Genomic DNA, 17,505 nt, shown 5'->3' with positions numbered 1-17,505 from the left:
TTTTCAATTACCTTAAAGTTTATTAAAAGCCCTGCCATTTTGGCGGGCAAGACAGACTTATTACTCTAATGAGATAGTAAGCTATGTCTAATGTATTTGCATAATAGTCTCTGCAACTTTCTCTGGGGCTTCATTATATTTAAGAAACTCCATTGAATAAGATGCACGACCTTGAGTAGCACTACGTAAAGCCGTAGCATAACCAAACATTTCAGATAGAGGTACTGTTGCATTTACTATCTTAGAACCCGCTGGACCTTCGTCCATACCATCAATCATGCCGCGACGGCGATTTAAATCACCTACAACATCACCCATGTTTTCTTCTGGCGTAGTTACTTCTACTTTCATCATCGGTTCTAGTATAACAGGAGAAGCTTCTAAAGCTCCTTTTCTAAAACCAATTGATGCAGCAACCTTAAACGCCATTTCGTTTGAGTCAACGTCATGAAAAGAACCATCGTAAAGAGTAACTTTAATGTCTAATAATGGAAATCCAGCTAAAACACCGCTATCCATCTGCTCTTTACAGCCCTTTTCAATTGCTGGTATATATTCTTTTGGAATAGTACCACCAACAATGTCGTTAACAAACTCGAATCCTTGACCTTCTTCTAAAGGTTCCATTTTCAACCAGACATGACCAAATTGACCTTTACCACCTGATTGACGAACAAACTTACCTTCAACTTCCACTGTTGAACGAATTGTTTCGCGATAAGCCACTTGTGGTTTACCTACATTACAATCTACGCTGAATTCACGGCGCATACGTTCAACTAATACCTCAAGATGTAATTCACCCATACCTGAGATAATGGTTTGACCAGACTCTTCATCCGTAATGACACGGAATGAAGGATCTTCAGCTGCTAGTTTCCCCAAAGCTATTGCCATTTTTTCTTGAGCAGCAATGGTTCTAGGTTCAACAGCAATTGAAATAACCGGTTCAGGAAATTCCATACGCTCTAAAGTAATAATATGACTTGAATCACATAATGTGTCACCAGTGGTTACATCTTTTAAACCAATAGCAGCAGCAATATCACCCGCGCGTACTTCTTTTACTTCTTCACGATCATTTGCGTGCATTTGTACAATACGACCTAAACGCTCTTTCTTGCCTTTTACTGGGTTATAAACACTGTCACCAGTTTTTACTACACCAGAGTAAACACGAAAGAAAGTTAACGCTCCCACAAATGGGTCTGTCGCCACTTTAAAAGCTAATGCTGCAAAAGGTGCATTATCATCAGCTGGACGAGTGTCTTCAGTTTCATTCTTATCGTTCTTTATACCTTTAATCGCTTCAACTTCTGTTGGCGAAGGTAGAAAGTCAATAACAGCATCCAATACCGCTTGAACACCTTTGTTCTTAAATGCAGAACCACAAGTACAAAGAATAATTTCATTGTTTAGTGTACGAGTTCGTAGTGCTGTTTTTATTTCTTCCTCGGATATTTCAGCACCATCAAGGTACTTATCCATTATTCCTTCAGATACTTCTGCTGCTTCAGAGACAAGATTCTCTCGCCATTCATCTGCTAAATCTTGCATGTCTGCAGGAATGTCTTCATAAGTAAAAGTCATTCCCTGGTCACTTTCGTTCCAGTTAATGGCTTTCATTTTAATTAAGTCAACAATACCTGCAAATTCTTCTTCAGCACCTATCGCTAAATGGATAGGGACAGCATTCGCATCTAATCGAGTAGATAATTGCTCAACAACCGTTAAAAAATTAGCGCCTGTACGATCCATTTTATTAACAAAAACTAAGCGTGGAACAGAGTATTTCTCCATTTGTCGCCAAACAGTTTCTGTTTGTGGTTGTACACCAGAAGAAGCACAAAGTACTAAAACTGCACCATCGAGCACACGTAAAGAACGCTCTACTTCAATGGTAAAGTCAACATGACCTGGCGTATCAATTATATTAATACGGTGATCATCAAATTGCCCTTCCATACCTTTCCAGAAACAAGTAGTAGCTGCAGAAGTAATAGTAATACCACGTTCTTGCTCTTGTTCCATCCAATCCATAGTGGCTGCGCCATCATGAACTTCACCGATCTTATGAGAAAGACCTGTGTAGAAAAGTACTCTTTCTGTTGTTGTCGTTTTACCAGCATCTACGTGCGCACAAATACCAATATTACGGTAACGCTCTATAGGGGTGTTACGAGCCACAATTACATCCTCAAACTGAGAGTATTTCTCAGAGTATATAAAACATTAATGACCTTTTGATGAAAAACATTCAACAAATGAATGCCACAAAAGGTCATCGTAGCAATCCTCTTCCTACCAACGGTAGTGAGCGAATGCTTTGTTAGCTTCAGCCATACGGTGAACGTCTTCACGTTTCTTAACCGCACTACCTTTGCTGTCAGACGCATCTAACATTTCGTTAGCTAAGCGCTGAGCCATTGATTTTTCACCACGTTTACGAGCTGCTTCAACTAACCAACGCATGGCTAGAGCATTACGACGCACTGGACGAACTTCAACTGGAACCTGGTAAGTAGAACCACCAACACGACGAGACTTAACTTCGACTTGTGGACGGATGTTATCTAAAGCTGTTTCAAACAACTCTAAATGATCTTTATCAGATTTCTCAACTAAAATGTCTAATGCACCGTAAACAATTTTTTCTGCAGTAGATTTTTTACCATCAACCATAAGGATGTTGATGAATTTTGCTAAAAGTTCATTATGGAACTTAGGATCTGGCAATATTTTACGTTGCCCTACGACGCGTCTTCTTGGCATCTCAATTCTCCGTACTATTCAGGATTAACCCAAAATATGTAAATTATAAAAATTTTTAATTTGGCCTTACTTAACGTAGTTTTATTTCTTTAGGAAGAAATGAAACTGCTAAGATTTAGGTCGTTTAGCGCCGTATTTAGAACGGCCTTGTCTTCTATCGCTTACACCAGAACAATCAAGTGCTCCACGAACGGTGTGATAACGCACACCAGGTAAATCTTTAACACGACCACCACGGATTAAAATCACGCTATGCTCTTGTAAGTTATGTCCCTCACCACCGATGTATGAAGTTACTTCGAATCCGTTAGTTAAACGAACACGTGCAACTTTACGAAGTGCCGAGTTTGGTTTTTTTGGTGTAGTTGTATACACACGAGTACATACGCCACGACGTTGAGGACAAGCTTGTAACGCTGGAACGTTACTTTTAATTACTTGTCTAACGCGAGGTTTACGTACTAATTGGTTAATAGTTGCCATTAAATAGCTCCAAATTAGTTAAGTTTGTGTAAATTCCAATCAATGGGAGAATTTACACGCTTGTAAACGCGAAAACCGCGACCTAATAATCATAAATGCACAGCACTCGGAATATTAGGTCGCGGCATTCTACTGGTCAAGCTTTGAACTGTCAAGTATTGCAAGTACAAAGCTTTAATAAATGCGCAATAAAAAAGCCAATGTTTAATTAATTAAACATTGGCTTTAAAGTACTGCCAGTCTCAGTGATTGCACTGAGACTGGTGATGTAGCTATTTACTCATCAGCACCAGACATTAGATCTGCATTTAATGCATCCGCTAATGCTTTTTCGGCATCATCTGCTGAAACAGTAACTTCTACTTCAGGACCAGCTGCACGTTTACGTGCACGTTCCTGATGGTAAGAGTAACCTGTACCTGCTGGGATTAAACGACCTACGATTACGTTTTCTTTAAGACCACGTAATCCGTCTTTCTTACCTGCTACTGCGGCTTCAGTAAGCACACGAGTAGTTTCTTGGAAAGATGCAGCAGAAATAAATGATTCTGTCGCTAATGAGGCTTTAGTAATACCCATCATTTGCATTTCATATTCTGCTGGTTGCTTGCCTTCAGCTTCAAGTTCACGGTTGCTTATGTTTACACGAGCAACTTCAACTATTTCACCTTTAAGGAATTCACTATCGCCGCCATCAAGGATTAAGCACTTACGAATCATTTGACGAACAATGACTTCTATATGCTTATCATTAATTTTTACACCTTGTAAACGATAAACTTCTTGTACTTCGTTAACAATGTAATTAGCAACAGGAGAAACACCACGCAAACGTAAAATATCATGTGGAGATTCAGGGCCATCGGCGATTACTTCACCTTTAAGCACTTGCTCACCTTCATAGATATTAAGTTGACGTGTTTTAGGGATCATTTCTTCGTAAACTTCACCACTTGGTTGTGTGATTAATAAACGAACTTTACCTTTAGTTTCTTTACCGAAAGCAACAACACCTGTTTTCTCAGCAAGTATCGCTGGAAGTTTAGGTTTACGAGCTTCAAACAAGTCAGCAACACGTGGAAGACCACCGGTAATATCACGAGTTTTTGAACTCTCTTGTGGTATACGAGCAAGTGCATCACCGATGTTTACATCACTACCATCTTCAAGGTTAACAATCGCGTTACCTGGAAGGTAGTAAAGTGCTGGGATTTCAGTACCAGCAATCATGACATCTTCACCTTTAGCATCAACTAACTTCAATGCTGGACGCATTTCTTTACCCGTTGAAGTACGCTGTGCCGCATCAGTAATGATAATGCTTGATAAGCCAGTTAATTCATCAGTTTGGCGAACCATAGTTACGCCATCAGATAAGTCAACGAATTGAACTTTACCCGCAACTTCCGTAATAATTGGATGCGTATGAGGGTCCCAATTAGCGATAGTTTCGCCTGACTCTAGTGTTTCACCATCTTTCTTAGAAAGAACAGAACCGTAAGGTACTTTATAGCGCTCTTTCTCACGACCTAATTCATCGATAATAGTAATTTCTGATGAACGTGATGTGATTACTAAGTGGTTATCTGAGTTAGTTACAAACTTAGCGTTTTGTAACTTCATGGTACCTGTATTTTTAACTTGTACGCTATTTTCAGCTGATGCACGAGATGCCGCACCACCGATATGGAACGTACGCATGGTTAACTGTGTACCCGGTTCACCGATAGATTGCGCTGCCACAACACCAATCGCTTCACCTTGGTTAATCATATGACCACGAGCCAAGTCACGACCATAACAATGTGCACAAATACCAAAGTCAGTAGAACAAGTAATAATTGAACGTACTTTGATTTGATCAACTGAATTTTCTTCAATAATATCACAAAGTCTTTCATCGATAAGCGTGTTACGAGGAAGTAATACTTCTTCAGTACCTGGAATCAGTACATCTTCAGCAACAACACGACCTAATACACGTTCTCTTAACGGTTCTACAACGTCACCACCTTCGATCAGCGGTGTCATCATTAAGCCATCTTCAGTACCACAATCAACTTCTGTTACAACTAAATCTTGTGCAACATCAACTAGACGACGTGTTAAGTAACCCGAGTTAGCTGTTTTAAGTGCCGTATCAGCAAGACCTTTACGCGCCCCGTGAGTAGAGATAAAGTATTGTAAAACACTTAAACCTTCACGGAAGTTAGCTGTGATAGGTGTTTCGATGATTGAACCATCTGGTTTTGCCATCAAGCCACGCATACCTGCTAACTGACGAATCTGAGCTGCACTACCACGTGCACCAGAATCCGCCATCATGTAGATAGAGTTAAAAGACTCTTGTTCTTCTTGCTCTCCATCTTTATTGATCACTGATTCAACTTTTAAGTTATCCATCATCGCTGTTGAGATTTTCTCGTTAGCAGATGACCAAATATCGATAACTTTGTTGTATTTCTCGCCTTTTGTTACTAAACCTTGCTCGAATTGCTCCTGAATTTCAGAAACTTCTTCTTCAGATTCTTCGATGATTGTATATTTTGCTTTTGGAATAACCATGTCATCTAAACAAACAGATGCACCTGCAACCATAGCGTAATGGAAACCGGTATACATGATGTGATCAGCAAAAATGACCGTTTTCTTCAAACCAAGCTTACGGTAGCAATGGTTGATTAACGTAGAAATTGCTTTCTTCGTTAATTTTTGATCGATTAGCTCAAACGGCATGCCTTCAGGACAAACTTGCCACATTAGTGCACGACCAATTGTCGTATCTTTTAATGTAGATTGTTCTGTAACAGTGCCATCTTGATCAATTACGTGCTCAGTAATTCTAATTTTAACGCGTGCATGTAATTCAGCTTCGCCAGTTCTGTAGGCTTTTTCGGCTTCTTTTACATCGGTAAATACCATGCCTTCACCTTTACCATTAACACAATCACGTGTTAAATAATAAAGACCTAATACAACATCCTGCGATGGTACTATGATTGGCTCACCGTTTGCTGGAGATAGTACGTTGTTTGTTGACATCATCAACGCACGAGCTTCCATTTGTGCTTCTAGGGTCAACGGTACGTGTACCGCCATTTGGTCACCATCGAAATCGGCGTTATATGCCGCACAAACAAGTGGATGTAAGTGAATCGCTTTACCTTCAATAAGTACAGGTTCAAATGCTTGAATACCTAATCTATGAAGTGTTGGTGCACGGTTAAGCATAACTGGATGTTCACGGATAACTTCATCAAGTACATCCCAAACTTCAGCGCCTTCACGTTCAACTAACTTTTTAGCCGCTTTAATAGTAGTCGCAAGACCACGTGCTTCTAATTTTCCGTAGATAAATGGTTTGAATAACTCTAAAGCCATTTTCTTTGGAAGACCACATTGATGTAAACGTAATGTAGGACCAACTGTAATTACTGAACGACCAGAGTAATCTACACGTTTACCAAGTAAGTTTTGACGGAAACGACCTTGCTTACCTTTGATCATATCGGCAAGAGATTTAAGAGGACGTTTGTTCGAACCAGTAATAGCACGACCACGACGACCATTATCTAAAAGAGCATCTACAGACTCTTGTAACATACGTTTTTCGTTACGTACGATAATGTCTGGAGCAACTAAATCTAAAAGACGTTTAAGACGGTTATTACGGTTAATTACACGACGATATAAATCGTTCAGATCTGAAGTCGCAAAACGACCGCCATCTAGTGGTACTAGAGGACGTAAATCCGGTGGTAAAATAGGCAATACATTTAAAATCATCCACTCAGGTTTATTTCCTGAAGCGGCGAATGCTTCCATTAATTTTAAACGTTTAGTGATTTTTTTACGTTTAGTTTCACTACCGATCTCAGGTAACTCTTCACGCATTTGCGCGACTTCACCGTCTAAATCAATTTGTTGTAGTAATGCTAAAACTGCTTCAGCGCCCATTAAAGCATCAAATTCATCACCGTGCTCTTCTAACGCGTCAAGGTATTCTTCTTCAGTTAAAATTTGGCTTTTTTCTAAAGTAGTTAGACCAGGCTCGGTTACTACATAAGATTCAAAATAAAGCACACGCTCGATATCACGTAGTGTCATATCAAGTAATAAACCAATACGTGACGGTAAAGATTTTAAGAACCAAATGTGAGCTACAGGGCTCGCTAATTCGATATGACCCATACGGTCACGACGAACTTTAGTTAAGGTAACTTCTACGCCACACTTTTCACAAATAACACCACGATGTTTTAAGCGTTTGTATTTTCCACAAAGACATTCGTAATCTTTTACTGGTCCAAAAATACGCGCACAGAATAAACCATCACGTTCAGGCTTGAACGTACGGTAGTTAATCGTTTCAGGTTTTTTTACTTCACCAAATGACCATGAACGGATCAAATCTGGCGATGCTAATCCGATGCGAATACCATCGAATTCTTCTGTTTGATTTTGTTGCTTAAGAAACTTAAGTAAATCTTTCACACTCTTCTCCTGTCGGAGTTAATTTACTAAGAGAGCAGCTAGCTGCTCTCTCCATGTACTGATACCTGTTAAACAGGTATCAGTTAGTAGATCTATTCTTGGTCTAATTCGATGTTAATACCTAACGAACGAATTTCTTTCAACAATACGTTGAACGACTCAGGAATGCCTGGATCCATACGATGATCACCATCAACTAAGTTTTTATACATCTTAGTACGACCGGCAACATCATCCGATTTAACGGTAAGCATTTCTTGCAACGTATAAGCTGCACCATATGCTTCTAGGGCCCATACTTCCATCTCACCGAAACGCTGACCACCAAATTGCGCTTTACCGCCAAGAGGTTGCTGTGTTACTAGCGAGTAAGAACCAGTAGAACGCGCATGCATTTTGTCATCAACTAAATGGTTTAGTTTCAACATATACATGTAACCAACAGTTACAGGGCGTTCAAATTGTCGACCTGTACGACCATCAGTTAAGACAAATTGTCCACTTTCAGGCATATCTGCTAATTTAAATAAGTCACGGATCTCTTGTTCAATTGCACCGTCAAATACTGGTGTTGCAATTGGTAAACCTGCACGTAAGTTATCTGCTAAGCGCATAACTTCATCATCAGAGAAAGTTGAAATATCAACTTCTTGACGAGATTGACCAGTGTTGTAGACATCTTGTAAGAAGCTACGTAACTTAGTTATTTTTTCTTGTGCTTCAAGCATACGGCCAATTTTTTCACCGATACCACGTGCAGCCATCCCTAGATGTGTTTCTAAGATTTGACCAATGTTCATTCGTGATGGAACACCTAACGGGTTAAGTACTACATCAACAGGAACACCATGTTCATCGTATGGCATATCTTCAACAGGTACTACGTTTGAAATAACACCCTTGTTACCATGACGACCCGCCATTTTATCACCTGGCTGTATACGACGTTTAATTGCTAAGTACACTTTAACGATTTTTAACACACCTGGTGCCAAGTCATCGCCTTGAGTGATCTTACGACGTTTAATTTCATACTTATTATCGTAATCAGCTTTAATATTGTCGTACTGCTCAGCAATTTGCTCAAGTTCAGCTTGCTGTGCTTCATCAGATAAGTTTTGTACTAACCAGTTTGCTCTAGACATACCCGTTAATTCAGCTTCGTTTAAGCCAGCTTCAAGGAGTAATTTTCTAGCGCGCGCATAAATACCATCTTCAAGAATACTGAATTCATCGCCAAGATCTTTCTTAACTTCTTTCAATTGTATTTCTTCAATTTCAATTGCACGATTATCTTTTTCTACACCATCGCGGGTAAAGATTTGTACATCGATAATGGTACCTTTAACTGAGTTTGGTACACGCAAAGAGCTGTCTTTAACATCAGCAGCTTTTTCACCGAAGATTGCACGTAGTAGCTTTTCTTCAGGAGTAAGCTGAGTTTCACCTTTAGGCGTAACTTTACCAACTAAAATATCACCGCCGTTAACTTCTGCACCAATGTACACAACACCCGCTTCATCTAGTTTAGACAATGCTGATTCACCGACATTTGGAATATCAGAGGTAATTTCTTCAGAGCCTAATTTAGTATCACGAGCGATACAGGTTAATTCTTGAATATGAATAGTGGTAAAACGATCATCCATTGCTACACGCTCTGAGAATAAAATAGAATCCTCAAAGTTATAACCATTCCAAGGCATAAACGCGATACGCATGTTTTGACCTAGGGCTAATTCACCCATGTCCGTTGAAGGACCATCAGCTAAAACATCACCACGAACAACAGGCTCACCCATACGACATACTGGACGTTGGTTGATACATGTGTTTTGGTTAGAACGGGTATATTTTGTTAAGTTGTAAATATCAATACCTGCTTCACCAGCATGCATTTCATTTTCATTTACTTTAACAACGATACGTGATGCATCAACGAAAGTGACAACACCACCACGTTTAGCAACGGCTGTAACACCAGAATCTACCGCTACAACTTTTTCCATACCCGTACCAACTAGTGGTTTATCTACAATTAATGTAGGTACAGCTTGACGTTGCATGTTCGAGCCCATTAACGCTCGGTTAGCATCATCGTGCTCTAGGAATGGGATAAGTGATGCCGCAACAGAAACGATTTGCTGTGGTGAAACGTCCATGTATTGAACATGTTCTACCGACATTAAAGTAAATTCGTTTTTATGACGACAATTAACTAAGTCTTCACTTAGCTTTCTATCTTTATCCGTTTCTGCACTTGCTTGAGCGATAACAAACGTACCTTCCTCAATTGCAGAAAGGTAATCAATTTCATCAGTTACAAAACCATCAACTACACGGCGATATGGAGTTTCTAAGAAACCATAATCGTTTGTTCTTGCATAACAAGATAATGAGTTGATCAAACCAATGTTTGGACCTTCCGGTGTTTCGATTGGACATACACGACCGTAATGCGTTGGGTGTACATCTCGCACTTCAAAACCAGCACGTTCACGCGTTAAACCACCTGGGCCTAATGCTGAGATACGACGTTTATGCGTAACTTCTGATAACGGGTTGTTTTGATCCATAAACTGCGATAACTGAGAAGAGCCAAAGAACTCTTTAACAGCAGCAGAAATTGGTTTAGCGTTGATCAAATCTTGTGGCATGATCGCATCTAAGTCACCTAAACTTAAACGCTCGCGTACAGCACGTTCAACACGTACTAAACCAACACGGAATTGGTTTTCTGCCATTTCGCCAACACTACGAATACGACGGTTACCTAAGTGATCAATATCATCAACTTCACCTTTACCGTCACGAATACCAATTAAGGTTTTCATTACAGAGATGACGTCTTCTTTAGATAAAATACCACTGCCTATATCATCTGAGTTGCCAACACGACGGTTGAACTTCATACGACCTACTGTAGATAAGTCATAACGCTCTAATGAGAAGAATAGGTTATTAAATAATGCTTCAGCAGCATCTTTAGTTGGTGGTTCGCCTGGACGCATCATTCGGTATATTTCAACTAACGCTTCAAGCTTATTAGTTGAACTATCTACACGAACTGTATCAGACATATATGAACCAACATCGAATTCGTTCATATATAAAGTAGAGATTACTTTATGTCCTGCTTGGCTAAGTTCTGCTAGCAATTCTAAGGTTAACTCAGCATTAGCTTCAGCAATAACTTCGCCTGTTGATTCATCGATATAAGCTTTTGAAAGCACTTTATCAACAATGTATTCAGCAGGAACTTCTAACTTATCCATTTTCGCTTTTTCTAAAGCACGGATATGGCGAGCGGTAATACGACGACCTTGCTCAACCAAAACATCACCATTTTTTAAGATGATATCAAATGTTGCAGTTTCACCACGAAGACGCTCAGGCACCAAGTCCATGATTAACTTATCGCCCTTAATAGCGAATTCAGTTGTATCATAGAAGATGTCTAAAATTTCTTCAGTAGAAAACTCTAATGCACGTAAAATAATCGACGCAGGTAATTTACGACGACGGTCAATACGTACAAATAAATTGTCTTTCGGGTCAAATTCAAAATCTAACCAAGAACCACGGTAAGGGATAACACGTGCGTTATAAAGCACTTTACCAGAAGAGTGCGTTTTACCTTTATCATGATCAAAAAATACGCCTGGAGAACGATGTAATTGAGATACGATTACACGCTCTGTACCATTGATGACAAATGTACCGTTATCTGTCATTAGCGGGATTTCGCCCATGTACACTTCTTGTTCTTTGATATCTTTTACGGTACCAGCAGGTGCTTCTTTATCATAAACGACTAGACGCAACTTAACGCGTAAAGAAGCTGAATATGTAACACCACGTATTTGACATTCTTTAACATCAAATAACGGCTCACCTAAACGATAGCTTACGTATTGTAATTCTGATGCTCCAGAATAGGCCTTAATTGGGAAAATAGAACGAAACGCGGCTTCTAAACCTGTTTCACCAGTTGGATCGATATCAATAAACTTGCGGAAAGATTCGAGTTGGATGGACAACAAAAATGGATAATCCATTACTTGTGTGCTTTTACCAAAGTCCTTTCTAATTCGCTTCTTCTCAAAGTATGAGTAAGCCATGGGGTTCCTCAGCTTGCTGGTTATGGCCAAATCTGTAAGTAATGTTCAAAAATATAAAAACTTATACTTTTGAACTTACAAACAGGGTATTGCTATGACATTTACGTCTAAACATCAAATAATGCACTGTTTTGGTTTAAAAAAAAACCAATTTCTTTAGCGCAAAAAGGCCGGTGACGTTTAAATCACCAGCCATCGCCTTTTCAGGCTAATAATCTATCGTTAAACAGATTATTTGATCTCAACAGAAGCACCAGCTTCTTCAAGAAGTTTCTTAAGCTCTTCTGCTTCAGCTTTTTCAACGCCTTCTTTGATCGCTTTAGGAGCAGCTTCAACTAACTCTTTAGCTTCTTTAAGGCCTAAACCTGTAGCGCCACGAACTGCTTTGATTACTGCAACTTTCTTCTCACCGAAGCCAGTCAGAACAACATCAAATTCAGTTTGTTCTTCAGCAGAACCACCAGCATCGCCAGCAACAGCAACAGCTGCAGCAGCTGATACGCCGAATTTTTCTTCCATTGCTTCGATTAATTCAACAACGTCCATTACTGACATTTCAGCAACTGCGTTTAAGATATCGTCTTTAGAAATAGACATACTATATTTTCCTAATTTTTAATAAACAGTCTGTATTACTTTCTTATTAAGTAATAAGGTGCTGTTTGAAATAACTATAAATACAAAAAACTGGGTAAAAAGCAAAATGCTTAAATAACCTATGCAGCTTCCTGTTCTTTCTGATCGCGTACTGCAGCAATCGTGCGGACCAATTTGCCTGCAGATGCTTCTTTCATTGCGCTCATTAAACGTGCAATCGCTTCGTCGTAAGTTGGTAGCTTAGCTAACATGTTTACGTCTACTGAATTACCTTCAAATGCAGCTGCTTTTAATTCAAAAGCTTCGTTAGTTTTAGCGAAGTCTGTGAATAAACGTGCAGCAGCACCTGGGTGTTCATTTGAAAAAGCAACTAGTGAAGGACCTTTAAACACGTCAGAAACGCATTCAAAATCAGTACCTTCTACTGCACGACGTGCTAATGTGTTACGGACAACTTTCATCCAAACGCCATTTTCACGTGCTTGCTTACGCAATGCAGTAATAGCTTCAACTGTTACACCACGGGCATCCGCGATTACAACTGATTGAGCGCCACTAGCAGCTTCTTGAACTTCAGCAACAATTGCTTTTTTGTCATCAAGATTGATAGCCATTGGCTTTAACTCCTGGTTCAACCGGTTTTTATACCGATGTTTTCAATCCTTAGAATACATAATTGTATTCTAAGCCGTTACGGCGAGGACCAGAATTTAAGGAAAATATCTGGGTAATCACCATCTACGTAGGTACGATTAAGTCATTATTTTCATTCAGTAGCCAGAAGGCTAACGTATCTAATAACAACACCTACGGTCTTGGACGGGGGCTATGCAGTAAGTTTTTTCCAAAGAAAAAACCAACAATTCACATAGCTCCTACCAAAATTTAAGGGGCGAAATTATAGGTTATATTTTCACCCCTGTAAAGCACTTACTTTAGTAATTGCTTTACAGGTTTACTTATCAAGAACACTTAAGTTTATTAATAAACTTAGGCTAAACTAGATTGGTTAACGGAAACACCGGCACCCATTGTAGTTGAAAGTGAAATTTTCTTGATAAAAGCACCTTTAGCATTTGCTGGTTTAGCTTTTTTCAGCGCTTCCAATAATGCTTCAAGGTTCTCTTGTAGTTGTCCATTTTCGAAATCAGCCTTACCAATAGTAGTATGGATGATACCGTTCTTGTCGTTACGGTAACGAATTTGACCAGACTTAGCGTTTTTAACCGCGCCAGCTACGTCAGGAGTTACAGTACCAACTTTAGGGTTAGGCATTAAACCACGTGGGCCTAAAATTTGACCTAGTTGACCAACAACACGCATTGCATCTGGAGAAGCAATAACTACGTCGAAGTTCATTTCACCTGCTTTAACTTGCTCAGCTAAATCTTCCATACCGATTACATCAGCACCAGCTTCTTTAGCTTTTTCAGCATTTGCACCTTGTGTAAACACAGCAACACGTACTTCACGACCTGTACCGTTAGGTAGTACAGTAGCACCACGAACGTTTTGGTCAGATTTACGTGCATCGATACCAAGGTTTACAGCAACATCAACACTTTCACGGAATTTAGCAGTTGCTAATTCTTTTAAAAGATCGATTGCTTCATTGATTTCATATTCTTTTAATACGTCTACTTTTTCACGGACAAGACGAGCGCGTTTTGATAATTTAGCCATTGATTAGTCCTCTACCACTAAACCCATTGAACGAGCACTGCCCGCAATGGTACGCACTGCAGCTTCCATAGAACCAGCAGTAAGATCAGGTTCTTTTGTCTTAACAATTTCTTCAAGTTGAGCAGTAGTTACTGTGCCCACTTTTTCTGTGTTAGGACGACCAGAGCCGCTTTTAATACCAGCAGCTTTCTTTAATAAGTAAGCAGCAGGTGGTGTTTTTGTTTCAAAAGTAAAAGAACGATCGTTATATACAGTAATAACTACTGGAACTGGAGCGCCTTTTTCTAAAGAATCTGTTTTTGCGTTAAACGCTTTACAGAATTCCATAATGTTTACACCGTGCTGACCTAGTGCAGGACCAACTGGCGGTGACGGGTTAGCTGCACCAGCAGCTACTTGTAGCTTGATTAAAGCTTGGACTTTCTTAGCCATTTCTCAATACCTTTTCTATGGGTACAAACGCCGATGTAATTTAACCTCAGCTCCCCTAAATTACTAGAAGCGATAATTAACAATTATCGCCAAGTTGCCAAATATTGTTTTCAAGCTCTAGTGAGCTAAAAAATATCGGCAGCGGATTATATATTAATCAATCAGTACCTTTCAAGTAATTTTTATACAGGCATAAAAAAAGGCCGCTTAGCGACCTTAATTTATAATTTTACGATGAAAAACTATTAACCTTTTTCAACTTGACCAAACTCAAGATCAACAGGTGTTGAACGACCAAAAATAAGTACAGACACTTTAATTCGGTTTTTCTCGTAATCAAGCTCTTCAACTACACCGTTAAAATCAGCAAACGGTCCATCGATAACACGAACAACTTCACCTGGTTCAAATAATGTTTTAGGTTTAGGCTTATCAGTGTCTTCAAGACGGTGTAAAATTCTATCAGCTTCTCTTTGAGTAATTGGTGCTGGACGTTCTTTAGTCCCCCCAATAAAGCCTAGTACTCTAGGTACACTTTTCACTAAATGCCATGCTTCAACGTCCATTTCCATTTGAACTAATACATAGCCCGGGAAAAATTTACGTGAACTTTTACGCTTTTGACCAGCGCGCATTTCAATAACTTCTTCTGTCGGTACTAAAATTTCACCGAACATGCTTTGTAAACCTTGAATTTCTATATGTTCAATCAAGGTTTTTTGTACACGAGCTTCATAGCCTGAAAATGCTTGTACAACATACCATCTTAATTTTGGATTTGTATTTTCTGCTTGCTCTTGTGATGGCTGCTGTTCACCATCTTCAATCAAATTTTCATCTGTCATAATTACACCTGTAAACCAGTAACTAAACCGACTACCCAAAATAATACTGAATCTAGAAGGTAAAGTAATACGGACATCAGTAGAGTTACAACTAAAACAATACCTGTAGTACGTATAGCTTCTTGACGGGTAGGCCATACTACTTTGCGAACTTCGGTACGAGCTTCTTTAGCAAAAGTTGCTGCTGTGCGCCCTTTTTCTGTTTGCAAAGCAATTAAGCCTGCAATCAATACAGCAATAACAACACCTACTGCTCTTAATAATGCTGATTCTTCACCGTATACATAGTTACCAGCTACTGCGCCAGCTAAAAGTAGGAAAACAACTCCCCACTTTAATGTATCTAGAGAACCACTAGGTTGGTTTTCTGTACTTGCATTCATAATTCTAACCTGTAATTACTTGTCTACTCTAAGACTAAACAACCTTGATATTAACAAGGTTCACTTCATAACAAAGCGCTAATAAGCACTTTACTTTAATTTGGCAGGGGTGGAGAGATTCGAACTCCCAACCGTCGGTTTTGGAGACCGCTGTTCTACCAATTGGAACTACACCCCTAAAGCGATTTATGTAGCGTGTCACTACGCAATCAATACTTACACTTACCGAGTGAATCTTATTTGTTTGGGAATTAAGAGATACTAGGAAGTGAGGCGCTATTATACGCAGCCACAAAGTATACTCAAGGACTATTTATCGTCATTTTTTATTCTAGGCTATAAGAGTGTGTTTAATCGGCTGGCGTGACCAAACTATTACATTTAAAAAGTACGAAAAACTATTTGTATAACGACGGCCTTCCCTCAGGTTGCACTCGATAACGTTTATATTCCCATTGGTTTTGAACAGGGTGTAGCAAAATAGCTTTTTCTATTGCTTTATTTAAACATGTTGCTGCTTCAACAGGATCATCTGAATAAAAGTTTTCTCCAATGGGTAAAACAGTTGGCATAAACCCTGTTCCTGTTTGGTATGCGGTGCCAATGAAAACCTTGCATTTTGTTTTAAGCGTCAGCTTATGAGCTAAGGTCATTGTATAGGCTTGATGCTCGAACAATCGCGCAAAAACACCGCCTACGTTTTCTTCTGGTACCTGATCAGGTAAAAAAGCTACCATACCTTCCGCTTTTAAAGCCTGGATAATCTTTATTATTCCTTTGCTATTAGTTGGTACCAACAGAGAGTTAAAACGTTCACGCGCATCCCGAATAAAATGATTTAAACGAGGCTCTTTTAATGGTCTATACATAGCGGTTAATCTTCTATATTGAGAAAGATATACATTCATCATTTCCCAGTTCCCGATATGCGGAATTAACACCATAATCCCCTTATCACTGGCAACAAGGGCCTCAAAAGTAGCATTATCGCTTGTCTCATCTAAATAAGTCAGCAACTTATTAGGAGGCTTAACCCAAATATGACTCATTTCGAAAAGTGTTTGACACATTCGAGATAATCTATCTTTAATAAATGCTTTTCTTTCCTCTTCTGTAAGCTCAGGTAAAGATAACCGTAAATTTTTCTCAATGGCGTCGGTGGTTCTTTTGTTTTTACTCAGTAAAAGTGGGCCAAAGAAAGTTGAGGCTTTGCGTAAGTGTTGTAATTTAAATAAACTCAGGAAACGGATGATTCCGATAACGATAAAACCATAACTTATTTTCAAAAGGTAACGCCTATATAAATGAATGTAAGTAGCTTATTAATGCATTGATGTGCTTAGTTTTTAAATAATAACAAAATTATGCTAAGTATTTACAATTTTATCTAGTTACCCATATTCACATATTACTTAGATTAGAAAAATTCTCCCTTCTACGTATTAATTATACGACACGCACAAAAAAGGCCGCTTTCGCGACCTTTTAAATGGGTTGTCAAAAACTGCTAATTAAGCAATGATTTTTGATACAACACCAGCACCAACTGTACGACTCTCAGCTTCGTCGCGAAGCTCCTCGCCCTCGTTTACTAAAAACAGTCCATTAGGACTCTTTTCTTAACGTACTCGGTCTTCACGCCGTGAAGGTTATGAGCACAAAAAAGGCCGCTTTCGCGACCTTTTAAATGGGTTG

General features: G+C 39.2%; 12 protein-coding genes and 1 tRNA gene. All 13 read right to left on the bottom strand.

Going from position 1 to position 17,505, the window contains the following annotated elements:
- Positions 1-87 precede the first annotated feature (87 nt).
- A complete protein-coding gene (fusA, locus tag AC27G3_RS17825; protein ID WP_487123933.1) occupies positions 88-2,187 on the bottom strand; it encodes an elongation factor G in 2,100 nt (699 codons plus the stop codon).
- A 114-nt stretch (positions 2,188-2,301) separates the two neighbouring features.
- Positions 2,302-2,772, bottom strand: a complete 471-nt coding sequence (rpsG, locus tag AC27G3_RS17820) for a 30S ribosomal protein S7 (protein WP_487123931.1) — start codon at positions 2,770-2,772, stop codon at positions 2,302-2,304.
- A gap of 108 nt (positions 2,773-2,880) precedes the next feature.
- Positions 2,881-3,255 (bottom strand): 30S ribosomal protein S12, encoded by a 375-nt coding sequence (rpsL, locus tag AC27G3_RS17815; protein WP_487123929.1) that lies wholly within the window; start codon positions 3,253-3,255, stop codon positions 2,881-2,883.
- A gap of 276 nt (positions 3,256-3,531) precedes the next feature.
- The gene (gene rpoC / locus AC27G3_RS17810; protein ID WP_487123927.1) at positions 3,532-7,749 is read right to left on the bottom strand and encodes a DNA-directed RNA polymerase subunit beta'; all 4,218 of its coding nucleotides are present in this window, start codon (positions 7,747-7,749) and stop codon (positions 3,532-3,534) included.
- 92 nt (positions 7,750-7,841) lie between these two features.
- On the bottom strand, positions 7,842-11,870 hold the full coding sequence (rpoB, locus tag AC27G3_RS17805) for a DNA-directed RNA polymerase subunit beta (RefSeq protein ID WP_487123925.1): 4,029 nt from the start codon (positions 11,868-11,870) through the stop codon (positions 7,842-7,844).
- Between the two features lie 231 nt (positions 11,871-12,101).
- Positions 12,102-12,467: a 50S ribosomal protein L7/L12 gene (rplL, locus tag AC27G3_RS17800; RefSeq protein ID WP_487123923.1), complete on the bottom strand. Its 366-nt coding sequence runs from the start codon at positions 12,465-12,467 to the stop codon at positions 12,102-12,104.
- Positions 12,468-12,586: 119 nt separating this feature from the next.
- Positions 12,587-13,081 carry a 50S ribosomal protein L10 gene (gene rplJ, locus AC27G3_RS17795; RefSeq protein ID WP_487123922.1) on the bottom strand — a complete coding sequence of 165 codons (495 nt, stop codon included), beginning with the start codon at positions 13,079-13,081 and terminating at the stop codon, positions 12,587-12,589.
- Between the two features lie 376 nt (positions 13,082-13,457).
- Complete coding sequence (gene rplA, locus AC27G3_RS17790; RefSeq protein WP_487123920.1) at positions 13,458-14,150, bottom strand: 50S ribosomal protein L1; 693 nt, start codon at positions 14,148-14,150, stop codon at positions 13,458-13,460.
- Between the two features lie 3 nt (positions 14,151-14,153).
- Positions 14,154-14,582: a 50S ribosomal protein L11 gene (gene rplK, locus AC27G3_RS17785; protein WP_487123918.1), complete on the bottom strand. Its 429-nt coding sequence runs from the start codon at positions 14,580-14,582 to the stop codon at positions 14,154-14,156.
- 245 nt (positions 14,583-14,827) lie between these two features.
- The gene (gene nusG / locus AC27G3_RS17780; protein ID WP_487123916.1) at positions 14,828-15,427 is read right to left on the bottom strand and encodes a transcription termination/antitermination protein NusG; all 600 of its coding nucleotides are present in this window, start codon (positions 15,425-15,427) and stop codon (positions 14,828-14,830) included.
- A gap of 2 nt (positions 15,428-15,429) precedes the next feature.
- Entirely contained in the window at positions 15,430-15,810 is a 381-nt protein-coding gene (secE, locus tag AC27G3_RS17775) for a preprotein translocase subunit SecE (RefSeq protein ID WP_487123914.1), read from the bottom strand.
- Between the two features lie 101 nt (positions 15,811-15,911).
- Positions 15,912-15,988, bottom strand: a tRNA-Trp gene (locus AC27G3_RS17770).
- 220 nt (positions 15,989-16,208) lie between these two features.
- On the bottom strand, positions 16,209-17,096 hold the full coding sequence (locus AC27G3_RS17765) for a lysophospholipid acyltransferase family protein (protein WP_487123912.1): 888 nt from the start codon (positions 17,094-17,096) through the stop codon (positions 16,209-16,211).
- Between the last annotated feature and the right edge of the window lie 409 nt (positions 17,097-17,505).

It is taken from the genome of Colwellia sp. SU-HH01217 (assembly GCF_057543495.1).
The sequence above is the reverse complement of the archived record's forward strand: the minus strand, read 5'-3'. Positions and strand labels throughout refer to the sequence as shown.